Source organism: Pseudomonas inefficax (genome assembly GCF_032164165.1).
Lineage (GTDB): Bacteria > Pseudomonadota > Gammaproteobacteria > Pseudomonadales > Pseudomonadaceae > Aquipseudomonas > Aquipseudomonas inefficax.
Genome location: NZ_CP134401.1, coordinates 3,847,857 through 3,872,351, shown reverse-complemented (window position 1 = coordinate 3,872,351; position 24,495 = coordinate 3,847,857). Strand labels below are relative to the sequence as shown.

Annotated in this window: 19 protein-coding genes; 15 read left to right on the top strand and 4 right to left on the bottom strand. The window is 63.8% G+C overall.

Translation table 11 applies throughout. From position 1 onward, the window contains the following. Window positions 1-84 precede the first annotated feature (84 nt). The 6 genes from RIN61_RS17455 (at window position 85) to RIN61_RS17430 (ending at window position 3,904) form a co-directional block, all read left to right on the top strand. On the top strand, window positions 85-363 hold the full coding sequence (locus RIN61_RS17455; RefSeq protein ID WP_112251035.1) for a type II toxin-antitoxin system RelE/ParE family toxin: 279 nt from the start codon (window positions 85-87) through the stop codon (window positions 361-363). An 8-nt stretch (window positions 364-371) separates the two neighbouring features. Continuing rightward, complete coding sequence (gene graA / locus RIN61_RS17450; RefSeq protein ID WP_004375387.1) at window positions 372-671, top strand: type II toxin-antitoxin system antitoxin GraA; 300 nt, start codon at window positions 372-374, stop codon at window positions 669-671. A 125-nt stretch (window positions 672-796) separates the two neighbouring features. Then, window positions 797-1,144, top strand: coding sequence for an ArsC family reductase (locus RIN61_RS17445; protein WP_025337970.1), 348 nt, complete (start codon window positions 797-799; stop codon window positions 1,142-1,144). Window positions 1,145-1,175: 31 nt separating this feature from the next. Further along, window positions 1,176-2,210 (top strand): 2,3,4,5-tetrahydropyridine-2,6-dicarboxylate N-succinyltransferase, encoded by a 1,035-nt coding sequence (gene dapD / locus RIN61_RS17440; protein ID WP_025337969.1) that lies wholly within the window; start codon window positions 1,176-1,178, stop codon window positions 2,208-2,210. Window positions 2,211-2,291: 81 nt separating this feature from the next. Then, window positions 2,292-3,497 (top strand): cysteine desulfurase, encoded by a 1,206-nt coding sequence (locus RIN61_RS17435; RefSeq protein WP_207877140.1) that lies wholly within the window; start codon window positions 2,292-2,294, stop codon window positions 3,495-3,497. Continuing rightward, on the top strand, window positions 3,494-3,904 hold the full coding sequence (locus RIN61_RS17430) for a SufE family protein (RefSeq protein WP_215520361.1): 411 nt from the start codon (window positions 3,494-3,496) through the stop codon (window positions 3,902-3,904). Before RIN61_RS17435 ends, RIN61_RS17430 begins: the two co-directional genes overlap by 4 nt. A 98-nt stretch (window positions 3,905-4,002) precedes the next feature. On the opposite strand, the gene tcdA is transcribed toward RIN61_RS17430, so the two are convergent. Further along, on the bottom strand, window positions 4,003-4,812 hold the full coding sequence (tcdA, locus tag RIN61_RS17425; RefSeq protein WP_313853096.1) for a tRNA cyclic N6-threonylcarbamoyladenosine(37) synthase TcdA: 810 nt from the start codon (window positions 4,810-4,812) through the stop codon (window positions 4,003-4,005). Window positions 4,813-4,931: 119 nt separating this feature from the next. Here tcdA and RIN61_RS17420 point away from each other — a divergent pair, with 119 nt between their 5' ends. The 4 genes from RIN61_RS17420 to RIN61_RS17405 all read left to right on the top strand — a co-directional run bounded on the left by RIN61_RS17420 (window position 4,932) and on the right by RIN61_RS17405 (window position 10,077). After that, window positions 4,932-7,523 carry a glycosyltransferase gene (locus tag RIN61_RS17420; RefSeq protein WP_112251027.1) on the top strand — a complete coding sequence of 864 codons (2,592 nt, stop codon included), beginning with the start codon at window positions 4,932-4,934 and terminating at the stop codon, window positions 7,521-7,523. Window positions 7,524-7,718: 195 nt separating this feature from the next. Beyond that, window positions 7,719-8,870: a succinyl-diaminopimelate desuccinylase gene (gene dapE, locus RIN61_RS17415; RefSeq protein ID WP_252378629.1), complete on the top strand. Its 1,152-nt coding sequence runs from the start codon at window positions 7,719-7,721 to the stop codon at window positions 8,868-8,870. Continuing rightward, entirely contained in the window at window positions 8,870-9,682 is an 813-nt protein-coding gene (locus tag RIN61_RS17410; RefSeq protein ID WP_252378628.1) for a putative RNA methyltransferase, read from the top strand. Before dapE ends, RIN61_RS17410 begins: the two co-directional genes overlap by 1 nt. 17 nt (window positions 9,683-9,699) lie before the next feature. Then, window positions 9,700-10,077 carry a hypothetical protein gene (locus tag RIN61_RS17405; RefSeq protein ID WP_112251022.1) on the top strand — a complete coding sequence of 126 codons (378 nt, stop codon included), beginning with the start codon at window positions 9,700-9,702 and terminating at the stop codon, window positions 10,075-10,077. 117 nt (window positions 10,078-10,194) lie between these two features. Here the strand turns inward: RIN61_RS17405 and RIN61_RS17400 are convergent, their stop codons facing one another. Next, complete coding sequence (locus RIN61_RS17400; protein ID WP_003252255.1) at window positions 10,195-10,404, bottom strand: cold-shock protein; 210 nt, start codon at window positions 10,402-10,404, stop codon at window positions 10,195-10,197. Between the two features lie 232 nt (window positions 10,405-10,636). Here RIN61_RS17400 and plsB point away from each other — a divergent pair, with 232 nt between their 5' ends. From plsB to RIN61_RS17380, 4 genes are all read left to right on the top strand, one after another. After that, window positions 10,637-13,123 (top strand): glycerol-3-phosphate 1-O-acyltransferase PlsB, encoded by a 2,487-nt coding sequence (plsB, locus tag RIN61_RS17395; RefSeq protein ID WP_112251020.1) that lies wholly within the window; start codon window positions 10,637-10,639, stop codon window positions 13,121-13,123. A gap of 78 nt (window positions 13,124-13,201) precedes the next feature. Then, window positions 13,202-13,561, top strand: a complete 360-nt coding sequence (locus RIN61_RS17390; RefSeq protein ID WP_112251018.1) for a YbaY family lipoprotein — start codon at window positions 13,202-13,204, stop codon at window positions 13,559-13,561. Window positions 13,562-13,746: 185 nt separating this feature from the next. After that, a complete protein-coding gene (locus RIN61_RS17385) occupies window positions 13,747-14,145 on the top strand; it encodes a YbaY family lipoprotein (RefSeq protein WP_112251016.1) in 399 nt (132 codons plus the stop codon). A gap of 33 nt (window positions 14,146-14,178) precedes the next feature. Next, complete coding sequence (locus RIN61_RS17380) at window positions 14,179-14,868, top strand: DUF4197 domain-containing protein (protein WP_112251014.1); 690 nt, start codon at window positions 14,179-14,181, stop codon at window positions 14,866-14,868. A gap of 88 nt (window positions 14,869-14,956) precedes the next feature. Here RIN61_RS17380 and RIN61_RS17375 read toward each other — a convergent pair whose 3' ends face one another. Together RIN61_RS17375 and RIN61_RS17370 are read right to left on the bottom strand one after the other, a co-directional pair. Next, on the bottom strand, window positions 14,957-18,022 hold the full coding sequence (locus RIN61_RS17375) for an efflux RND transporter permease subunit (protein ID WP_112251012.1): 3,066 nt from the start codon (window positions 18,020-18,022) through the stop codon (window positions 14,957-14,959). Window positions 18,023-18,028: 6 nt separating this feature from the next. Continuing rightward, window positions 18,029-19,129, bottom strand: coding sequence for an efflux RND transporter periplasmic adaptor subunit (locus RIN61_RS17370; RefSeq protein ID WP_215520357.1), 1,101 nt, complete (start codon window positions 19,127-19,129; stop codon window positions 18,029-18,031). Window positions 19,130-19,412: 283 nt separating this feature from the next. On the opposite strand from RIN61_RS17370, the gene RIN61_RS17365 reads away from it, so the two are divergent. Continuing rightward, the gene (locus RIN61_RS17365) at window positions 19,413-24,446 is read left to right on the top strand and encodes a DUF5801 repeats-in-toxin domain-containing protein (RefSeq protein WP_313853085.1); all 5,034 of its coding nucleotides are present in this window, start codon (window positions 19,413-19,415) and stop codon (window positions 24,444-24,446) included. Window positions 24,447-24,495 lie beyond the last annotated feature (49 nt).

Genomic DNA, 24,495 nt, shown 5'->3' with positions numbered 1-24,495 from the left:
AGCATCGTGCGCTAGTCAGCGCTTGAACTGCTGAAAACCCGTCGTATAATCATGCTTAACGAATAACGTTAAGCATTCAGCCTCATGATTCGAAGCTTTAGCTGTGCCGACACGGAAGCACTTTTTATTCATGGAAAGACACGGCGTTGGTCAGATATCAAGTCAGTTGCGGAACGCAAACTGGCCATGCTCGATGCCGCAACAGAGCTGCGAGACCTTCGGTCGCCACCTGGCAACCGTCTCGAGGCATTGAGCGGCAACCGTGCCGGCCAGCACAGTATCCGTGTCAATGACCAATGGCGCCTGTGCTTTACCTGGACCGACAACGGGCCGATTAACGTTGAAATTGTCGATTACCACTGAGGTGCATCATGCTCAAGAACGGTATGCGTCCGATTCATCCCGGAGAAGTCCTGCGTGAGGACTTTCAGAAAGAAATGGGTTTCAGCGCCGCGGCACTGGCCCGGGCGCTAGGCGTTGCCACGCCAACCGTCAACAACATCCTGCGTGAACGGGGCGGTGTTTCCGCCGACATGGCGCTGCGCCTGTCCATCTGCCTGGACACCACCCCCGAGTTCTGGCTCAACCTGCAGACCGCCTTCGATCTGCGCACCGCCGAACAGCAACACGGTGATGAGATCATCGGTTCGGTACAGCGCCTGGTCGCTTGAGACATACCTTGATCAATAAACGTGGGCACCACGGGCGTGGCGCCGCGAGGATCGTTCCCGCATAATCCCGCGACTGAAATTGGAAAACGGAGAGATTGGGGCAGCCTGTGACCCCAATGCACACAATGACCTACACGCTCTACGGCATCAAAGCCTGTGACACCATGAAAAAGGCGCGTACCTGGCTCGAAGACCAGGCCATCGCCTACGAATTCCACGACTACAAGGCCCAAGGCATCGATCGTGACAGCCTGAATCGCTGGTGCGACGAACACGGCTGGGAAGTCATCCTCAACCGTGCCGGCACCACCTTCCGCAAGCTGGACGACGCCAGCAAGGCCGACCTCGACCAGGCCAAGGCCGTCGAGCTGATGCTGGCCCAGCCGTCGATGATCAAGCGCCCGGTGCTCGACCTTGGCGCGCGTACCCTGGTCGGCTTCAAGCCCGACCTGTATGCCGCTGCCCTGGCCTGAGCCGCTACCCTATTTCGCACGAGGTAATCACATGTCCAATACCCTGTTCAGCCTGGCCTTCGGTGTCGGCTCCCAGAACCGCCAGGGCGCCTGGCTGGAAGTGTTCTACGCACAACCGCTGCTCAACCCGAGCGCCGAACTGGTCGCTGCAGTAGCCCCGGTTCTCGGTTACCAAGGTGGCAACCAGGCCATCGCCTTCAGCAACGCCCAGGCCGCGCAACTGGCCGAAGCCGTGAAAGGCGTGGATGCCGCCCAGGCCGCCCTGCTGACCCGCCTGGCTGAAAGCCACAAGCCGCTGGTCGCCACCCTGCTGGCCGAAGACGCCGCGCTGACCTCGACCCCAGAGGCCTACCTCAAGCTGCACCTGCTGTCGCACCGCCTGGTCAAGCCGCACGGCGTGAGCCTGGCCGGCATCTTCCCGCTGCTGCCGAACGTGGCCTGGACCAACCAGGGCGCGGTCGACCTGGCCGAACTCGCCGAACTGCAACTGGAAGCGCGCCTGAAGGGCGAGCTGCTGGAAGTGTTCTCGGTGGACAAGTTCCCGAAGATGACCGACTACGTGGTCCCGGCCGGCGTACGTATCGCCGACACCGCCCGCGTGCGCCTGGGCGCCTACATCGGCGAAGGCACCACCATCATGCACGAAGGCTTCGTCAACTTTAACGCCGGCACCGAAGGCCCGGGCATGATCGAAGGCCGCGTTTCCGCGGGCGTATTCGTCGGCAAGGGCTCGGACCTGGGCGGCGGCTGCTCGACCATGGGCACCCTGTCCGGTGGCGGCAACATCGTCATCAAGGTTGGCGAAGGCTGCCTGATCGGCGCCAACGCCGGTATCGGCATTCCGCTGGGCGACCGCAACACCGTCGAAGCCGGCCTGTACATCACCGCCGGTACCAAGGTGAACCTGCTGGACGAGAACAACCAGCTGGTCAAGGTGGTCAAGGCCCGCGACCTGGCCGGCCAGACCGACCTGCTGTTCCGCCGCAACTCGCTGAATGGCGCGGTGGAGTGCAAGACCCACAAGTCGGCCATCGAGCTGAACGAGGCGCTGCACGCGCACAACTGAGAACCCTCGGCGGTTTGAAGTGTTAAGATCGGGTCTGGCGCCAAGGTGCCAGACCCGATTTTCATTCCAGGCCCCGCGACCATGTTCCAGCCCTCCCCCTGGCGTGCCGATTTTCCCGCCATCGCCGCCCTGCAACGGCAGCACCAGACCTACCTGGACAGCGCCGCCACCACCCAGAAGCCGCAAGCCTTGCTCGATGCCCTGAGCCATTACTACGGCCATGGCGCGGCCAACGTGCACCGTGCCCAGCACTTGCCCGGCGCACTGGCGACCCAGGCCTTCGAAACCAGTCGTGACAAGGTTGCCGCCTGGCTCAATGCTGCAGACTCGCGGCAGATCATCTTCACCCACGGTGCTACCTCGGCGCTGAACTTGCTGGCCTACGGCCTGGAACACCGCTTCGAGGCCGGTGACGAAATTGCCGTCAGCGCCCTGGAGCACCATGCCAACCTGCTGCCCTGGCAACAGTTGGCGCGCCGGCGCAACTTGCGCCTGGTGGTGCTGCCGCTGGATGCCCATGGCCGCATCGACCTGGACCAGGCGCTGCAACTGATCGGCCCGCGCACCCGGGTGCTGGCGGTGAGCCAGCTGTCCAACGTGCTGGGCACATGGCAGCCGCTACCGGCGCTGCTGGCTCATGCCCGCGCCCAAGGCGCGTTGACCGTGGTCGACGGTGCCCAGGGCGTGGTGCATGGCCGCCATGATGTGCAGCAGCTTGGCTGCGACTTCTATGTATTCTCCAGCCACAAGCTGTACGGTCCGGAAGGTGTTGGCGTGCTGTACGGCCGCAGCGAGGCGCTGGACCTGCTGCACCACTGGCAGTTCGGTGGCGAAATGGTGCAACTGGCCGAGTACCAAAGCGCCAGCTTTCGCCCGGCACCGCTGGGGTTCGAGGCAGGTACGCCGCCGATCGCCGGAGTGATCGGCCTGGGCGCGACCCTGGACTACCTGGCAAGCCTCGATGCCCAGGCACTCGAAGCCCATGAAACCAGCCTGCACCAGCATCTGCTGCGCGGCCTGGCGGACCGTGATGGGGTGCGTATCCTGGGCAACCCACAGGCGGCCCTTGCCAGTTTCGTCATTGAAGGCGTACACAACGCCGACATCGCTCACCTGCTGACCGAGCAAGGCATTGCCGTGCGTGCCGGCCACCACTGTGCCATGCCGCTGCTGAAGGGTTTGGGCCTGGAGGGCGCGATCCGCGTGTCATTGGGGCTGTATAACGACAGCGATGACTTGCAGCGTTTCTTCGCGGCGCTGGATCAAGGCCTGGAGCTGTTGCGATGACGCTGCCCGATCAGGCGCGCCAGGCGCTGGAAGCTTTCGAGCAGGGCAAGGGTTGGGAACAGCGTGCGCGGCTGCTGATGCAGTGGGGCGACCGGCTGGAACCGCTGGCTGACAGCGATAAGACCGAGGCTAACCGCGTGCATGGCTGCGAAAGCCTGGTATGGCTGGTGGCCGAGCAGGTCGAGGGTTTGTGGCGGTTCAAGGCCAGCAGCGATGCACGCCTGTTGCGCGGGCTGCTGGCGTTGTTGCTGGTGCGGGTGCAGGGGTTGGCCAACGAAGAGCTCGCCGGGCTCGATCTGCGTGAGTGGTTCACTCAGCTAGGCCTGGAGCGTCAGCTGTCGCCATCGCGCAGCAATGGGCTGCATGCGGTGTTGCAGCGGATGGCGGAGTTGGCTTCCAACCGTTGAATCGGTGCTGGCCTCTTCGCGGGCTCGCCCGCTCCCACAGGTATCGCGTGGTGTTTTGGCTGGCGCTGTACCTGTAGGACCGAGTGGGCCAGAAGCAGTTATTCAGGCTTGACCCGCTCCGAAGGCCGCCGCGCCCCCGCTACCAGTTTTTCCACCGCCTTGCTCGCCGCCACCATGCCAAAGGTCGCGGTCACCATCATCACCGCGCCAAAGCCACCCGAGCAGTCCAGCCGCACACCCTCGCCCACGAAGCTTTTCTGCAAGCAAACGCTGCCATCGCCCTTGGGGTAGCGCAGCTGTTCGCTGGAGAACACACATGGCACGCCATAGTTGCGGCTGACATTGCGCGAGAAGTTGTAGTCGCGGCGCAGGGTGGAACGCACCCGCGAGGCCAGCGGGTCGTTGAAGGTCTTGTTCAGGTCGGCGATCTGGATTTGGGTCGGGTCGATCTGCCCACCGGCGCCACCGGTAGTGACGATGGCGATCTTGCGCCGCCGGCACCAGGCGATCAGCGCCGCCTTGGCCATGACGCTGTCGATACAGTCGATCACACAGTCGAGGTTTCCGGTGATGTATTCGACCATGGTGTCGCGGGTGACGAAGTCGGCCACTGCATGCACCGTGCACGCCGGGTTGATAGCCCGCAGGCGCTCGGCCATGACCTCGACCTTGGGCCGCCCCACCTGCCCTTCCAGGGCATGGGCCTGGCGGTTGGTGTTGCTGACGCACACATCGTCGAGGTCGAACAGGGTGATCTCGCCCACGCCACTGCGTGCCAGCGCTTCCGCCGCCCACGAGCCTACCCCGCCTATACCGACCACGGCCACATGGGCCTGGCTCAGACGGTGCAGCCCCTGGTCGCCATACAGCCGGGCAACGCCGGCGAAGCGTGGATCTTCTGTGCTCATGTTCATACCCCAAAAAACCGGCGCGCATTATATGCCAGCGGGCCCATGGCCTGCATCGTTAGGAAAGAGACTACCAACCCTGCTTTAATGTCCTATCACTTCGACACATATGGACGACAATGTCTTCACGTAAATTCGGCCTGAACCTGGTCGTGGTCCTGGCCATCGCCGCGTTGTTCACCGGGTTCTGGGCACTGATCAACCGCCCGGTCTCCGCCCCCGCCTGGCCAGAGCAGATCTCTGGTTTCTCGTATTCACCGTTCCGTCTGGGCGAAAGCCCGCAGAAGGGCCAGTACCCCAGTGACAACGAGATGCGCCAGGACCTGGAGCAGTTGAGCAAACTGACCGACAGCATCCGGATCTACACCGTGGAGGGCACCCAGGCGGATATCCCGCGCCTGGCCGAGGAGTTCGGCCTGCGGGTGACGCTGGGCATCTGGATCAGCCCGGACCTGGAGCGCAACGAACGCGAAATCGCCACGGCCATCCAGCTGGCCAACAACTCGCGCAGCGTGGTTCGGGTAGTGGTCGGCAACGAAGCGCTGTTCCGTGAAGAAGTCACCCCGGAAAACCTGATCAAGTACCTCGATCGGGTACGCGCAGCCGTCAAGGTGCCGGTGACCACCAGTGAGCAATGGCACATCTGGAAGGAAAACCCGCAGCTGGCCAAGCACGTCGACCTGATTGCCGCGCACATCCTGCCGTACTGGGAGTTCGTGCCGATGAAGGATTCGGTCGAGTTCGTGCTCGACCGCGCCCGCGAGCTGAAGCACCAGTTCCCGCGCAAACCCCTGCTGTTGTCGGAAGTTGGCTGGCCGAGCAACGGCCGCATGCGCGGCGGCGCCGATGCCACCCAGGCCGACCAGGCCATCTACCTGCGCACCCTGGTCAACACCCTCAACCGGCGTGGCTACAACTACTTCGTCATCGAAGCCTATGACCAGCCGTGGAAGGCCAGCGACGAAGGCTCGGTGGGTGCCTACTGGGGCGTGTACAACGCCGAACGCCAGCAAAAATTCAACTTCGACGGCCCGGTGGTGGCGATCCCGCAATGGCGTGCCCTGGCGGTGGCCTCGGTGGTGCTGGCGATGATTGCCCTGATGGTGCTGTTCATCGACGGTTCGGCCCTGCGCCAGCGAGGCCGCACCTTCCTGACCTTCATCACCTTCCTGTGCGGGTCGGTGCTGGTATGGATCGCCTACGACTACAGCCAGCAATACAGCACCTGGTTCAGCCTGACCGTGGGCGTGTTGCTGGCCCTCGGCGCGCTGGGCGTGTTCATCGTTTTGCTCACCGAGGCCCACGAACTGGCCGAGGCGGTGTGGATACACAAGCGCCGGCGCGAGTTCCTGCCGGTGCAGGCCGACAGCGCCTACCGGCCCAAGGTGTCGGTGCATGTGCCGTGCTACAACGAGCCGCCAGAGATGGTCAAACAGACCCTCGATGCCCTGGCCGCGCTGGACTACCCCGACTACGAAGTGCTGGTGATCGACAACAACACCAAGGACCCAGCCGTGTGGGAGCCGCTAAAGGCCCATTGCGAGAAGCTCGGCGAGCGCTTCAGGTTCTTCCATGTCGCGCCCCTGGCCGGCTTCAAGGGCGGCGCGCTGAACTACCTGATCCCGCATACCGCCAAGGACGCAGAAGTGATCGCGGTGATCGACTCGGACTACTGCGTCGACCGCAACTGGCTCAAGCACATGGTGCCGCACTTCGCCGACCCGAAGATTGCCGTGGTGCAGTCGCCGCAGGACTACCGCGACCAGCACGAAAGCGCTTTCAAGAAGCTGTGCTACAGCGAGTACAAGGGTTTTTTCCACATCGGCATGGTCACCCGCAACGACCGTGACGCGATCATCCAGCACGGCACCATGACCATGACCCGGCGCAGCGTGCTGGAAGAGCTGGGCTGGGCCGAGTGGTGCATCTGCGAGGACGCCGAACTGGGCTTGCGAGTGTTCGAGAAGGGCCTGTCGGCAGCGTATGCCCACAACAGCTACGGCAAAGGCCTGATGCCAGACACCTTCATCGACTTCAAGAAGCAACGCTTCCGCTGGGCGTATGGTGCCATCCAGATCATCAAGCACCATGCCAGCGCCCTGTTGCGCGGCAAGGGTAGCGAGCTGACCCGCGGCCAGCGCTACCACTTCCTGGCCGGCTGGCTGCCGTGGATCGCTGATGGCATGAACATCTTCTTCACCATCGGTGCACTGCTGTGGTCGGCGGCAATGATCATCGTGCCGCACCGGGTCGACCCACCATTGATGATCTTTGCCATTCCACCGCTGGCACTGTTCTTCTTCAAGGTCGGCAAGATCATCTTCCTTTACCGCCGCGCCGTAGGGGTGAACCTGAAAGATGCCTTTGCAGCGGCGCTGGCGGGGCTGGCACTGTCGCATACCATCGCCAAGGCGGTGCTGTACGGGTTCTTCACCAGCAGCATGCCGTTCTTCCGCACGCCGAAAAACGCCGACAGCCATGGGTTGCTGATGGCGATTTCCGAGGCGCGGGAAGAGCTGTTCATCATGTTGCTGTTGTGGGGCGCGGCGCTGGGTATCTACCTGGTGCAGGGCCTGCCGAGTTCGGACATGCGCTTCTGGGTGGCGATGTTGCTGGTGCAGTCGTTGCCTTATGTGGCGGCGTTGGTGATGGCGTTCCTGTCTTCGCTGCCCAAGCCTGGGGAGAAGGCCGCTGAGCCGCAGCAGGCTTGAGAATGCCGGGGGCGCTTTGCGCCCCTTTCGCGACACAAGGCCGCTCCTACAGTGGATCGCATCCTGTCAGATGCGGCGCGATCGCTTGTAGGAGCGGCCTTGTGTCGCGATGGGCCGCAAAGCGGCCCCATTGGCCTGACGGTTTGATATAAGATAACGCCCCTCAGATTTCCCCGCCTTGCCCCGGAGTCCCCCATGACGGCCCCTGCCGAGCTCTCGCCCACCCTACAACTGGCCTGCGACCTGATCCGTCGCCCCTCGGTCACCCCCGTCGACGCTGACTGCCAGGCGCAGATGATGAATCGCCTGGGCGCCGTGGGCTTCCAGCTGGAACCGATGCGTATCGAGGACGTCGACAACTTCTGGGCCACTCACGGCAACCAGGACGGCCCGGTGCTGTGCTTCGCCGGCCACACCGATGTGGTACCCACCGGCCCGGTACAGCAATGGCAGCATGAGCCGTTCGAAGCGCTGATCGACGCCGATGGCATGCTCTGCGGCCGTGGCGCCGCCGACATGAAAGGCAGCCTGGCCTCCATGGTGATTGCCAGCGAGCGCTTCGTGCAGGACTACCCGAACCACCGCGGCAAGGTCGCGTTCCTGATCACCAGCGACGAGGAAGGCCCGGCCCACCATGGCACCAAGGCCGTGGTCGAGCGCCTGAAAGCACGCAACGAGCGCCTGGACTGGTGCATCGTTGGCGAGCCCTCCAGCACCACCTTGCTGGGTGACGTGGTCAAGAACGGCCGCCGTGGCTCGTTGGGCGCCAAGCTCACAGTGCGCGGCAAGCAGGGCCATGTGGCCTACCCGCACCTGGCACGCAACCCGATCCACCTGGCCGCACCGGCCCTGGCAGAACTGGCGGCGGAGCACTGGGACGAAGGCAATGCGTTCTTCCCGCCGACCAGCTTCCAGATCTCCAACCTCAACTCCGGCACCGGTGCCACCAATGTGGTCCCGGGCGACCTGACCGCACTGTTCAACTTCCGCTTCTCCACCGAGTCGACTGTCGAAGGCCTGCAGGCGCGGGTATCGGCAATCCTCGACAAGCACGAGCTGGACTGGTCGATCGACTGGGCGCTGTCGGGCCTGCCGTTCCTTACCGAACCGGGCGAATTGCTGGACGCCGTTTCGGCCAGCATCAAGGGCGTCACCGGTCGCGACACCCAGCCGTCGACCAGCGGCGGTACCTCCGATGGCCGCTTCATCGCCACCATGGGTACCCAGGTGGTCGAACTCGGCCCGGTCAACGCCACCATCCACCAGGTGGATGAGCGGATCCTGGCCAGCGACCTCGACCTGCTGACCGAAATTTATTACCAGACCCTGGTCCGGTTGCTCGCCTGATGCTCGCCTGCCCTCTTTGCCAGGCGCCGCTGAGCCGGCTCGACAACGGTGTTGTGTGCCCGGCCGGCCACCGCTTCGACCGGGCCCGCCAGGGTTACCTGAACCTGCTGCCGGTGCAGCACAAGAACAGCCGCGACCCCGGTGACAACCAGGCCATGGTCGAAGCCCGCCGCGATTTCCTCGACGCCGGCCACTACGCGCCGGTGGCGCACCGCCTGGCCGAGCTGGCCGCCGAGCGCCAGCCCGGGGCCTGGCTGGACATCGGCTGCGGCGAGGGTTACTACACTGCGCAGATCGCCCAGGCTCTGCCGGCTGCCGACGGCTACGCACTGGACATTTCCCGCGAGGCAGTCAAGCGTGCCTGCCGCCGCGCGCCCGAGGTTACCTGGATGGTCGCCAGCATGGCCCGCGTGCCGCTTGCCGACGCCAGCTGCCAGTTCATCGCCAGCGTGTTCAGCCCGCTGGACTGGGCCGAGGCCAAGCGCCTGCTCGGCCCCGGCGGCGGCCTGATGCGGGTCGGCCCCACCAGCGGCCACCTGATGGAACTGCGCGAAGTGCTCTACGATGAAGTGCGCCCGTATGCCGACGACAAACACCTGGCCCTGGTCCCCGAAGGCATGGCCCATGCCCACAGCGAAACCCTGGAGTTCCGCCTGAGCCTGGCCGCACCCAAGGCCCGCGCCGACCTGCTGGCCATGACCCCGCACGGCTGGCGCGCCAGTGCCGAAAAGCGTGCCCGGGTCATCGACCAGCCCGAGCCGTTCGAAGTCACGGTTTCAATGCGTTATGACTATTTCGTGCGCCAAGACTGAGCACACCCGGAGCCCTTATGCGCCAACCTGATATCGAGATCTACCTGAAGGACGCCGACGTCGACCACAAGCAGATTGCCGAGTGGCTCGCCCAGGCAATCGGCCCATGCAGCGAATGGAAGCAGAAAGGCCATACCTTCAAATGCCTGGCCGGTAACATTCCGGTCACCTGGCTACCCAAGGCTGTAGGGAAATGGAACAGCCTGTACCTGGAAAGCGACCAGACGCCGTGGGCCGATGACGTCGCCTGCGCCCGCGCTGCATTTGCTGCACTGGGTGTGGAAGTGCGTTGCGCGCCAGGTGGCTGGGTGGAAGAAGATGGGGAAGAAGATGCCGACCGCTGGGTCCGCATCAGCGCCGACGGTGAAGAGGAAATCACCTGGCGCACCGCTTGAGCGGTATTTTTTGTGGGAGCCGGCTTGCCGGCGATGCAGGCAACACGGTGCCTGGCACCGGCTTCGCCGGTGATCGCCGGCAAGCCGGCTCCCACACAAACCGTTACAGCTTGAGGCTCAGAGGCCCACTACGTCTTCGGCTTGCAGGCCTTTCTGGCCCTGCACGCAGGCGTATTCCACCCGTTGCCCTTCGACCAGGGTACGATGCCCCTCACCGCGGATCGCCCGATAGTGGACGAAGACATCCGCACCACCTTCGCGCTGAATGAAGCCATAACCCTTGGCATCGTTGAACCACTTTACATTCCCAGTCTCACGAGACGACATCTGAACTACTCCGGATTTTTATTGTGAAGATCGCCTTGCAGACACAGGGTCTGCTCCCTGTGTCGACGCCGCTTGCGCAAATATCTTGCAAGTGGCAGGCCGAGTATATGACACAGAACAAAAAAATTTGATGACCGTCGCGCCGTTCGGCGATTTTTGCTGAACTTGCGCGGATACGGCAGACTAAATGGCTGGATACCCACCTGAAAATCACACCCAGGGCACACACCCCATGACCCGTTCCCCCCTGCGCCGCCTGATCTTCGGCGCCCTGCGTCGCCTGTTGTACCTGTGGGTGCGCTCCGAGACCATCAACCAGTCCTCCCTCACCCTCAAGCTCGACCGCAGCCGCCCGGTGTTCTACGCCTTGCCCTCGCCCGCACTCACCGACCTGGCCGTGCTCGACCATGAATGCACCAAGGCAGGCCTGCCGCGCCCGGTGCTGCCAGTAGCGGTTGGCCCGCTGCAGGAACCGGCGGCATTCTTCTACCTGACCCCGGACCCGGACTGGCTTGGCCGCCATGACAAGCGCGGCGCCCCGCCCACCCTGGAGCGCCTGGTCGCCGCCGTCAGCCAGCATGCCGAAGAGGATGCGCAGATCATTCCGGTCAGTGTGTTCTGGGGCCAGACCCCGGCGAGTGAGTCCAGCCCGTGGAAGTTGCTGTTCGCCGACAGCTGGGCAGTTACCGGGCGCCTGCGCCGGCTGCTGACCGTACTGATCCTCGGGCGCAAGACCCGGGTGCAGTTCTCCGCACCCATCCACCTGCGCGAACTGGTACAGCACAACAAGGGCCACGAGCGCACCGTGCGCATGGCCCAGCGCCTGATGCGCGTGCACTTTCGCAACCTCAAGACCGCCGTCATCGGCCCGGACATCTCGCACCGGCGCAACCTGGTCAAGGGCCTGATCCACGCCCCCCAGGTGCGCCAGGCCATCGTCGATGAGGCGCAGCGCGAGAACCTGCCGCTGGCCAAGGCCGAAGCCCAGGCTCTGCGCTATGGCAACGAGATCGCCTCGGACTACACCTACACCGCCATCCGCTTTCTCGAAGTGGTGCTGAGCTGGTTCTGGAACAAGATTTACGACGGCATCAAGGTCAACCACATCGACCAGGTGCAGGGCATCGCCCCTGGCCACGAAGTGATCTACGTACCGTGCCATCGCAGCCACATCGATTACCTGCTGCTGTCGTACCTGTTGTTCCGCAACGGCCTGACACCGCCGCACGTGGCTGCGGGCATCAACCTCAACATGCCGCTGGTGGGCAACCTGCTGCGCCGTGGAGGTGCCTTCTTCATGCGCCGTACGTTCAAGGGCAACCCGCTGTACACCGCAGTATTCAATGAATACCTGCACACCCTCTACACCAAGGGGTTCCCGGTCGAATACTTCGTCGAAGGCGGCCGCTCGCGCACCGGGCGCATGCTGCAGCCACGCACCGGGATGCTGGCCATTACCTTGCGCAGCTTCCTGCGCTCGTCGCGCACACCGATCGTGTTCGTGCCGGTGTACATCGGCTACGAACGCGTGCTCGAAGGGCGCACCTACCTGGGCGAATTGCGCGGTGCCAGCAAGAAGAAAGAGTCGATCTTCGACATCTTCAAGGTATTCGGTGCGCTAAAGCAGCGCTTTGGCCAGGTGTATGTGAACTTTGGCGAACCGATCCGCCTGGCCGGCTTCCTCGACCAGCAACAGCCCGGCTGGCGTGAACAGGACCACGGCCCGCAATACCGCCCTGCCTGGCTCAACGCCGCCACCACCCGCCTGGGCGAAACCGTGGCCCGCCACCTCAACGAGGCGGCCGCGATCAACCCGGTCAACCTGGTGGCCCTGGCGCTGCTGTCCACCAGCCGCCTGGCCCTGGACGAGCGCGCCCTGACCCGCGTGCTCGACCTGTACCTGGCCTTGCTGCGCCAGGTGCCCTATTCGCCGCACACCACCCTGCCCGAGGGCGATGGCCTGGCGCTGATCGAACACGTGCGCGGCATGAACCTGGTCGCCGAGCAGAAGGACGCCCTTGGCCGCATCCTGTACCTGGATGAAGGCAACGCGGTGCTGATGACCTATTACCGCAACAACGTGCTGCACATTTTCGCCTTGCCGGCGCTGCTGGCCAGCTTCTTCCTCAGCAGCTCGCGCATGAGCCGCGAACTGCTGGGCCAGTATGTGCATGCGCTGTACCCTTACCTGCAGGCCGAACTGTTCCTGCGCTGGACGCCGGAGCAGCTGGATGCGGTGATCGACCAGTGGCTGGCCGCACTGGTCGAGCAAGGGCTGCTGCGCCAGGACAACGATACTTACATTCGCCCGGCACCCAGCTCGCGGCAGTTCGTATTGCTCACCCTGCTCGCCCGCACCATCACCCAGACCCTGCAGCGCTTCTACATGGCAACTTCGCTGCTGCTCAACAGCGGACAGAACAGCCTCAGCGCCGAAGAACTGGAAGACCTGTGCGTGATGATGGCCCAGCGCCTGTCGATCTTGCATGGCCTGAACGCCCCGGAGTTCTTCGACAAGACCCTGTTCCGCCACTTCATCCAGACCTTGGTCGAGCAAGGAGTGCTGCACGCTGACGCGCAAGGCAAGCTGGGTTATCACGACAAGCTCGGCGAATTGGCAGAAGGCGTGGCCAAGCGTGTGCTGTCGGCGGAACTGCGCCTGTCGATCCGCCAGGTGGCGTTGCACCGTGATGAGCCGGTGGATCTGGTGCAAGGGTAGGCTTTCAGTCTGCTCACGCCCCTTGAGAGGGGGGAGTATCGATGTGCTGCATCTGCCCCCCTGTCAAGGAGTTCTGAAATGACGCTAATGAAATCATTCAACGTTGAAATCGTTTCTTCTGGCGATAACACCCTTCCACCGTCCGGGCTGGTCAAGTTGAGCCTGATCGATGTCTCCATGGCGGACGCACCGGCCATCAGCCTTGCCGAGCTGCGCCTGCGCTGTGGCGGCCTGATGCCGATCAATCTGCCGTTGACTTTTGACAGCAGCCTGATCGATCCACGCCGTAGTTATGCCCTCGCCGTGCGCATCGAAAAAGATGATCGACTGCACTACATCAACACCAGCCGTCACTCGATCGAGCCAGGCACAGTGTCCGGTACCCAACGTGTGACGGTCGACCAGATTGCTAGCGGCCCAGGCCAGCTTTCCCTCTGACCCCGTCCGCACCAGCGACTAACGGACGCAATCACCTTACGGTAGCCGCGCCGCAACTGAATATCTGCGTTCCTCTTCGTCCGCTCAATTCCCTCAATCACATCTACATCAAGGACCCGTCAGAAGAAATCCGCTAAAGTCCCTGGGGTTGGCCACAAGCCAACGCCTAGGACTTCGGAGATACCATGAAAAAGCTTTTTATGCTGTGTTGCGCATCCTTGCTCGCAGCCTGTTCCAGCCACACCCCGTCCAACCAGGCCAGCCTGGATGGCGAAGTCTTCTACCTGCAGCGCAGCGCCCTGCCATCTGCCGCCACCCTCAGCGTGGAACTGCAGGATGTCTCGCTGATGGATGCCCCGGCGGTTACCCTGGCCCGCCAGGCCGGCCCGGTCAAAGGCAACGTACCGCTGCCGTTCCACCTCACCTACGACCCGGCCCAGGTCAAGCCCGGCCACCGCTATGCGGTAAGCGCGCGCATCGAACTGGACGGCAAGCTGCTGTTCATCAACACCGAACACCACGGCGTCATGCTCGACGGCAGTGACCCACAGCCCGTGCGGGTGAAGGTCGACCCGGTTCGCTGATACCCGTACTCATCTGTTTACAAGGAAAGCTTCATGATCCGCACTTCCCTGCGCTTCACCACCCTGTGTGCCGGCCTGCTGCTGTCGGCCAGTGCCCTGGCCCTGTCGCTCGGCGACCTGACCCAGAAAGACGCCACCGGCGGCCTGAAGGATGCCCTGACTCAAGGCGCACAACTGGCCGTCAAGCAGCTGAGCACGCCGGGCGGCTTCAGCAACAACCCGGATGTGCGCATCGAACTGCCAGGCAACCTGGGCAAGGCCGCCAAGGCGATGAAGATGTTCGGCAAGGGTGAACAGGTCGAAGCCCTGGAAACCAGCATGAACAAGGCCGCCGAGGCTGCCGTGCCGCAGGCCCAGGCGATTCTGGTGGATGCCGTGAAGAACATGAGCGTGACAGATGCCAAAGGCATCCTCAGCGGCGGTGACGACTCGGCCACCCAGTACCTGAACAAGAGCAGCCGCGAACAGATCCGCGCCAGGTTCCTGCCGATCGTCAAGCAGGCTACCGACAAGGTTGGCCTGGCTCAGCAGTACAACAACTTTGCCGGGCAGGCCGTGGCGTTGGGTGTGGTCGACGCCAAAAGCGCCAGCATCGAGAACTACGTGACTGAAAAGGCACTGGATGGCCTGTTCGAGATGATTGCCAAGCAGGAGCAGAGCATCCGCCAGAACCCGGCTGAAGCGGCTACCAGCCTGGCCAAGAAGGTCTTCGGCGCCCTCTGATGGCCCCGGGGGCTGCTTTGCAGCCCATCGCGACACAAGGCCGCTCCCACATTGATCGGCGAATGCAGGACCTTTGTGGGAGCGGCCTTCAGCCCTTCTTCACCCTGAACCAAGCCGCATACAACGCCGGCAAGAACAGCAGGGTAAGCACGGTGGCCACGATCAACCCGCCCATGATCGCCACCGCCATCGGCCCGTAGAACACGCTACGCGACAACGGAATCATCGCCAGCACCGCCGCCAGTGCAGTCAGCACGATCGGGCGGAACCGCCGCACCGTGGCTTCGATGATCGCCTGCCAGCGCTCCATACCCGCCGCAATGTCCTGCTCGATCTGGTCCACCAGGATCACCGAGTTGCGCATGATCATCCCCGCCAGGGCAATGGTGCCGAGCATGGCGACAAAGCCGAACGGCTGGCGGAACACCAGCAGGAACAAGGTCACGCCAATCAGCCCCAGAGGCGCAGTGAGGAACACCATCACCGTGCGCGAGAAGCTGCGCAGCTGGATCATCAGCAAGCTCAGCACCACCACCACGAACAGCGGCATGCCGGCATTCACGGACTTTTGCCCGCGCTCGGAGTCCTCGACCGTGCCGCCCACTTCCAGCAAATAGCCATCCGGCAGCTTGGCGCGGATGTCATGCAGGGTCGGCTCTATCTGCTTCACCAGCGTCGCCGGCTGCTCCTTGTCGTAGATATCGGCGCGCACGGTCACCGTCGGCAGGCGGTTACGGTGCCAGATGATGCCTTCCTCGAAGCCGTACTCCAGGGTCGCGACCTGCGACAGCGCCACGCTCTGGCCATTGTCGGTCGGCAATGCCAGGCTGCCGAGGTTGCCCAGCTCGCTGCGTTCCTGGCGGGTGCCGCGCAGCAGGATCTCGATCAGCTCGTTGTCCTCGCGGTACTGGCTGACCGTGGTGCCGGTCAGCGAGCTTTGCAGGAAGCTCGACAGGTGCGCGGTGCTCACGCCCAGGGCGCGGGCGCGGTCCTGGTCGATCTCGAGGAACACCGCCTTGCTCGGCTCTTCCCAGTCCAGATGAACGTTGACCACATGCGGGTTCTGGCGCACCTTGTCGGCCACTTCGCGGGCCAGCGCACGGGCCTTCTCGATGTGCTCGCCAGTTACCCGGAACTGCACCGGGTAACCCACGGGCGGGCCGTTTTCCAGGCGGGTGACCCGGGCACGCAGGTCGGGGAACTGCTGGTCCACGGTGGTGATCAGCCAGCTGCGCAGGCGCTCGCGGTCCTCCATCGACTTGGCCAGTACCACGAACTGGGCGAAGCTGGCCGCCGGCAGCTGCTGGTCCAGCGGCAGGTAGAAACGCGGCGAACCGGTGCCCACATAGGCCACGTAGTTGTCGATACCCTCCTGCTGCTTGAGCAACGCCTCCAGTTGCTTGACCCGCTCGGCGGTGTTGGCCAGCGAGGCACCCTCGGCCAGTTTCAGGTCGACCATCAACTCCGGGCGCCCGGAGGCCGGGAAGAACTGCTGGGGCACGAAGCGGAACAGCAGGATACTGCCGACAAAGGCGGCAATGGTCAGCAGGATCACCGTCTTGCGCCGCCGCACGCACCACTCCACCACACGCCGTACACGCTGGTAGAACGGTGTGGCGTAAGGGTCTGGCGCGTGGCCGTCCTTGCCATGGCGCGCGGCATGCAGCTTGGCCAGATCTGGCAGCAGGCGCTCGCCCAGGTAAGGCACGAATACCACGGCGGCCACCCAGGAGGTCAGCAAGGCGATGGTCACCACCTGGAAGATCGAACGGGTGTATTCGCCCGTACTGGAGGCTGCCGTGGCAATGGGCAGGAAGCCCGCCGCCGTTATCAGGGTGCCGGTGAGCATCGGGAAGGCGGTGCTGCTCCAGGCGTAGCTGGCCGCCTTGAGGCGGTCGTAGCCCTGCTCCATCTTGATCGCCATCATCTCCACGGCAATGATCGCATCATCGACCAACAAGCCCAGGGCCAGCACCAGCGCGCCAAGGGAGATCTTGTGCAGGCCGATGCCGAAGTAGTGCATGGCGGCGAAGGTCATGGCCAACACCAGCGGGATAGCCAGCGCCACCACCAGCCCCGTGCGCAGGCCCAGCGAGAAGAAGCTCACCAGCAGCACGATGACCAGCGCCTCGACCAGCACCTGGACAAACTCGCCCACGCCGGCCTTGACCGCCGCCGGCTGGTCCGAAACCTTGCGCAGCTCCATGCCGGCCGGGAGGCTGCGGGCCAGGCGCTCGAACTCGCTTTCCAATGCCTTGCCCAGCACCAGGATGTCGCCGCCGTCCTTCATCGACACCGCCAGGCCAATGGCATCCTCGCCCATGAAGCGCATGCGCGGTGCGGGCGGGTCGTTGAAGCCGCGGTGCACTTCGGCCACATCGCCAATACGGAAGGTGCGATCGCCCACGCGGATGGGGAACTGGCGAATCTGCTCGACGCTGTCAAAGCGCCCGCTCACCCTCAGTTGCAGGCGCTCGCTGGGCATTTCGAAGAAGCCGGCGGTGCTGACCGCATTCTGTTCCTGCAGGGCCTGCTGCACGGCCTCCAGTGGCACGCCGAGGGTGGCCAGCTTGAGGTTGGACAGCTCGATCCAGATTTTCTCGTCCTGCAGGCCGATCAGCTCGACCTTGCCCACGTCCTTGACCCGCTGCAGCTGGATCTGGATACGGTCGGCATAGTCCTTGAGCACCGCGTAGTCGAAGCCCTCACCGGTCAGCGCATAGATGTTGCCGAAGGTGGTGCCGAACTCGTCATTGAAAAACGGGCCCTGGATTTCCGGCGGCAAAGTGTGGCGGATGTCCGCGACCTTCTTGCGGATCTGGTACCACAGCTCGGGGATGTCCTTGGAATGCAGCGAGTCGCGGGCCATGAAGGTGACCTGCGATTCGCCGGGGCGGGAAAACGAGACGATCCGCTCGTACTCGCCGGTTTCCATCAGCTTCTTCTCGATGCGCTCGGTAACCTGCCGCGACACTTCCTCGGCAGTGGCACCAGGCCACAGGGTACGAATGACCATGGCCTTGAAGGTGAACGGTGGGTCCTCGCTCTGGCCGAGCTTGGTGTAGGACATGGCGCCAATGGCCGCCAGCAGGACCATCAGGAACAGGACGATCTGGCGGTTGCGCAGCGCCCAGGCAGAAAGGTTGAAACCCATCGGGACTTACTCCTTGGCCGTCAGGTTCACTACGCGATTGGTACGATCCACGGGGCGTATCTCCTGGCCCTCGCGCAATACATGGCCACCCGCGGCGACTACCCAGTCGCCGGGGGCGAGGCCTTCGAGCACGGGTACGCTGTCGGCACCATAAGCCCCCAGGCGTACCACTGCCCGCTCCAGGCGGCTGTCCTTGGTGACCCGCCAGACGTAGGCCTGGCCGTTTTCCGCAGTGACTGCCGACAGGGGCACCGCCAGCGGGATCAGCCCTTCGTGGGCGATGAATACCCGGGCGCTCTGGCCCAGCTCCGCCGGTGTGGCGGCCGAGGTAAAGGCGATGCGGGCAGCGAAGGTGCGCGAACGCGGGTCGGCGGCCGGTGACAGCTCGCGGATGCGCCCCTGGAAGCGCTCTTGCGGGTGCGACCACAGCTCCACGCTCACCGGCTGGCCCACGGCGAAGCGGGCGAACTGCTGCTCCGGCAGGCCGATGGCCACTTCCCGCTCGCCATCGGCGGCCAGGGTGAACACGGTCTGCCCTGCGGCGACCACCTGGCCCACTTCCACCTGGCGCTTGGCGATCACCCCGGCCTGGGGTGCGCGCAGCACGGCATATTCAGCCTGATTGCCGGCCACGTCGAACTCGGCCTTGGCCTGTTTCAGCCGGGCTAGGCCGGCGCGATAGAGGTTTTCGGCGTTATCGAACTGGGAATGACTGACCATCTGCCGGTCCAGCAGCTTCTGGTAACGATCACGCTCGGCGCGCACCAGCGACAGGTTGGCTTCGGCGGCCGCCAACTGGGCACGGTTGGCTTCCAGTTGCAGGCGCACATCCTGCGGGTCAAGTTCGGCCAGCGGCTGCTCGGCCTTGACCCGCTGCCCCTCCTCGACCAGGCGTTTGCTGACCTTGCCGCCGATGCGGAAAGCCAGCTCCGGCTCGAAGCGCGCCCGCACTTCGCCGGGGTAACTGTCGGCAGCGGCTTCGGCCGGCTGCGGCTGCACCACCAGCGCCGGGCGCGGCGCAGCAGGTGGGGCGGCTTCCTGGCCGCACGCCGCCAGCAACAGCACGGCAGCGGCGGACAGAGCGATGGACAAGGCATGGCGCAACATGATGAATCCTTTCGCGGAGGGCACATTCAATATTTGTACTGGAGAGTATATTAAGTCAGGCAACGGACGCCGGGAAGAGGCTGCAGCCGAATACGACAGGCGCGCGTTGAACAACATGCGACCGTGCGCCTTCGGCCTCCCGGCGCCAGTGCCATGTAGTCCGATACTCCCACCCCGCCTAGGAGTATCAGCCGATGCGTGACTCATGGCGCTTCGCCATAGTGGAGGCCTATTACAGAGGCCTGGTCCGGCCTCTACAACCGGCAGTGCCTGGGAGAGAGCCATGACTATTCGCAAGAAGAACGCCTCGCCAACGGACAAACACAGCAGCCCCTCCGGCGACGACCTACCCCCCATCTCCTCACCAACCGTTACCACCGACCTGAGCGACTATAGTCCTGGCAGCACTGCCACCATCACGGCCAGCGGCTTTGCGGCTGGCAGCACGGTCGCATTCGAGGTGGACCATGTCACGGACGCCGGTGCGGACAAGCTGTGGGGCACTCCCGACGATGTACTCGCCAACAGCTCCGGCGAAGGTCACACCCCCTGGTACGTGACCGACGGCGGCGCTGACGATCTCGACGGCCAGGTCAACGGCAGCATCACCACCTCGTGGTACGTCAACCCCGACGATTCGGCGGGCGCCACCTTCCTGCTCAGCGCGACCGCCACGGGTGCTGACCAAGTGTTAGGCAGCGCTGACGATGTGATGGCCACGGCCTCGTTCACAGACAGCGCGCCGATCATCACCGCGACCGGTGTGAGCGTGACGCTGGACGAAACGGCCGCGTTGCAGAACGGCACAGCCACACCAACCCCGGCCTCGGATGCCGACGACAACGACATCCTGGTGGCGTCCCTGCCCTCCGCCTTCTCGAACCGCTTGACCACACTGGGGGCCGGTACCCCGGCAGGTGCCGCCTTGAGCGGCTATACCGGCGCCGTCGGCAACACCGGGAGCAATGCGTTCAGCATCACCCCGGTACCGGGAGGCAGCATCACCGACATCAGCTTCACCAACAGCGTTGGCGCGCCTCTCAATGGCTTGGACAGCGGGCTGGATACCCTCAATGGCGTCGACATCCTGCTCTACACCGATACCAACAACAACATCGTGCTGGGCCGCGCTGGCGGGCCGACAGGCGCGATCATCTTCGCGGGCTATATCGAAGAAACCGGATCGCCCGTCAGCGGCGGCAAGATCTGGACGGTGGAATACCAGCCGCTGAAGCACCCGAACACGGGCAACCCTGACGATGCGGTCAATCTGCTGAACAAGGTGTTCATCGGCACCAGCCAGGACCTGGCATTCAGCCTGGCCAACGCACCCTCCGGCCAGAACCTGTTCCTGATGTTCACCACCGCGAACCCGACCGTCGTCAATGATGGAGGCATCCTGCGCATCACCGACCCGACGATCATCGCCACCGGCAAGGACCCGGCCGACCAGTCGAGCGGTGCCAACATCACCACGGGCGATACGATCAATACCAGCCAGGCGGGCGGCCCGACCACCTTCGGCACCAACAACCAGATGATCGTGGAACAGGAAGGTGTCCGTTTTACCTTCGTCACCGGTGCCCGGCAGAATGTGACCATTCCCAACCTGGACCAGAACGAAGCGGATATCGAAGCTAACGTCGACTTCACCGCCGTGTTCAATGCAAGGTCGGCCACGTTCGATGTCGTGCAGTTGCAAAGCGGCAAGAGCGCCGTGGTCAGGATCAGCGCCTTCAGCACCGCCGCTGAACCTGGCGTGAATTTCGTCAATGGCTACGCCAACGATGCGGCGGTGGCGATCACCAACGTTCGCGTCATCAATATCGCCACTGGCCAGGTGATCGAGAATTCAAACGGGTCGGTGAATGACCCGAGCATCGTCATCAGCTTTGCTTCCGGCGTCGCCACCCTCACCGGCATCAAAGCCGGCCAGAAGATCGAGTACACCACCACACAGGATCACAACCGCGTACTCGTCGAGAATGGGGCCGCCGTCGACGCCAAAGGCAATGAACATGCCGACTTCGATATCGGCGGTTTCATGCTACGCCAGGTTTCTACCGCAACCGCCGAAATCGGCTCCAAAATGAGCTTCGAAGACGATGGGCCCAGTATCAGCACCACGGGTACGGAACCGGTCCTGACTGTCGATGAGACAATCCTGGCGACCGACGCCACCCAGAGCTTCGCAGCCAACTTCACCTCGGCCTTCGGCGCCGATGGCGCCGGTACGCTCACCTACGCCCTCGGCGTGGTGGCCGGCGCCTCCGGCTTGATCGATACGGCCACCGGCTCGGCAGTCAACCTGTCGCTCAATGGCACCGTAGTGGAAGGTCGCACGGCCGTCGGCAACCACCTGGTGTTCACCGTCAGCGTCGCCAGCAACGGCGAGGTCACCCTCGACCAGCTTCGCGCCGTCGTGCATCCCGACACCAACAACCCCGATGACTCGAAGACCCTGACCGCCGACAACCTGGTGACCTTGACCGCGACCAAGACCGACAAGGACGGCGACAGCGCCCAGGCCATACTCAACATCGGGCAGAACCTGGAATTCAAGGATGACGGTCCAAGCATCAGCACCACCGGCACGGAACCGGTCCTGACCGTCGATGAAACATTCCTGGCGACCGACGCCACCCAGAGCTTCGCCGCCAACTTCACCTCGGCCTTCGGCGCCGATGGCGCCGGTACGCTCACCTACGCCCTCGGCGTGGTGGCCGGCGCCTCCGGCCTGACCGACACGGCCACCGGCTCGGCAGTCAACCTCTCGCTCAACGGCACCGTAGTGGAAGGCCGCACGGCCGTCGGCAACCACCTGGTGTTCACCGTCAGCGTCGCCAGCAACGGCGAGGTCACCCTCGACCAGCTCCGCGCCATCGTACATCCCGATACCAGCAACCCCGATGATTCGAAGACCCTGACCGCCGACAACCTGGTGACCTTGACTGCGACCAAGACCGACAAGGATGGCGACAGCGCGCAGGCCACCCTCAACATCGGGCAGAACCTGGAATTCAAGGATGACGGTCCAAGCATCAGCACCACCGGCACGGAACCGGTCCTGACCGTCGATGAAACGGACCTGACGACCAACGCCACGCAAAGCTTCGCCGCCAACTTCACCTCGGCCTTCGGTGCCGATGACGCCGGCACGCTCACCTACGCCTTGGGCGTGGTGGCCGGCGCCTCCGGCCTGACCGACACGGCCACCGGCTCGGCAGTCAACCTGTCGCTCAATGGCACCGTGGTGGAAGGCCGCACGGCCGTCGGCAACCACCTGGTGTTCACCGTCAGCGTCGCCAGCAACGGCGAAGTCACCCTCGACCAGCTTCGCGCCGTCGTGCATCCCGATACCAGCAACCCCGATGACTCGAAGACCCTGACGTCCGACGACCTGGTGACCTTGACCGCGACCAAGACCGACAAGGACGGCGACAGCGCCCAGGCCACCCTCAACATCGGGCAGAACCTGGAATTCAAGGATGACGGTCCAAGCATCAGCACCACCGGCACGGAACCGGTCCTGACCGTCGATGAAACATTCCTGGCGACCGACGCCACCCAGAGCTTCGCCGCCAACTTCACCTCGGCCTTCGGCGCCGATGACGCCGGTACGCTCACCTACGCCCTGGGCGTGGTGGCCGGCGCCTCCGGCCTGACCGACACGGCTACCGGCTCGGCAGTCAATCTGTCGCTCAACGGCACCGTGGTGGAGGGCCGCACGGCCGTCGGCAACCACCTGGTGTTCACCGTCAGCGTCGCCAGCAACGGTTCCGTTACTCTCGACCAGCTTCGCGCCATCGTGCACCCCGACGCCAGCAACCCCGATGACTCGAAGACCCTGACCGCCGACAACCTGGTGACCTTGACCGCGACCAAGACCGACAAGGACGGCGACAGCGCCCAGGCTACCCTGAACATCGGGCAGAACCTGGTATTCCACGATGATGGACCGACACTTGCCTTCGGCAACCTGATCGGAACCGGGAGTATCCTGCCGCAATATGGGTTCTGGAACAGTACGATCAGCGCCGACGGCCTGGGGACGACCGGTCTGGACATTTCGCTGGTAGGTGGCCAGTTCACGCTGGTCAGGCCAGACAACACCACTACGACCGGTACCGGCACACTCACCGAGACGTCGCCTTCGCCCGACGCCAATGGTGCGTTCCACTTCAACGGCACCTTGACCGGGGACTTCGACAATAACGCCACAACGGCCAACACCACGATCGACTACACGCTGACGGCCTTTGCCAATGGCAGCTATACACTGGACCTGGTGCAAGGCTTCAGTTCGGTCACCACGTTCAGCAGTGCCGACGGCTCGCTCGATGCCGGCGGCCCGGACCCTGTTCGCACCTTGCTGATCCCCAAAACGAACGACCCGACCATTCCATCGGCATCCGAGGAGATCGTGTTCTTCTCCGCCAAAGCACTCGCCTCGACGGCAGACATCTTCACCGGCATAGGGCTCGGGGCCCCCGACCCGACCGAAGCCTCGCTACAGACCAATCCCCTGCCGTCGTACATCGACCCAGCGGCCATGAACGTCAGCACTTCCGGTATCGGCGTCGCCAACAACGTGCTCCAGGGCGACAACCTGGCAGCGATCAGCGCCGCCGATGAGAGTTTCGTGATCAACCCTGAGACGCTGTTGACGGGCATGAAGATCTTCATCGACAACTCCGTAGCGGGCTACAACACCGCGACCGAGGACCTGTACTACCGGATCTACTACGCGGACGGGACGACGTCGAACCTGACCGAGGTGAATACCCTGACACCAGAGGCTGGCGGCCAAGTGTCCTTCCTGGTCCAGAAGGAAGGCTCGACGCTGATCGACGCCGTTCAACTGACGATGGGGCGAGGCGACATCAAGATCCCGGTAATCGAGTTCATCAAGGAAACCGAGAACCTGGCCAGCGACGTCAAATTGCAGTTCAGTGCCACGCTGACGGACAAAGATGGCGACTCCGCGAGTAGCACGTTCGACGCCAACCTGTTCGCCAACGAACCGGACAACGCACCGTTCGACTTCACCCTGGTTGGCACGACCGGCCAGCGCGATGCCTTCAACGTCGACCTGTCGACCGATGAGCTCCTCTACCAGGTCAGCGGGTTCGATGCAGGCGCGGGGCAACGAGACACGCTGGTGCTCAATGGCGATCCAAATGCCGTCGTCCAGTCGATCGACAACACTGGCGCAGACAGCATCGTGACCATTGCCGAATCCGGCGGGCAGACGACGACCATCACCCTGGTCGGGGTCCACATCGACAACAACGACATCTTCAATGGCAGCGCCTGAAACATTGCGTGCGTGAAACCTGCGAGGGTGGCTGGAAACCACCCTCGCA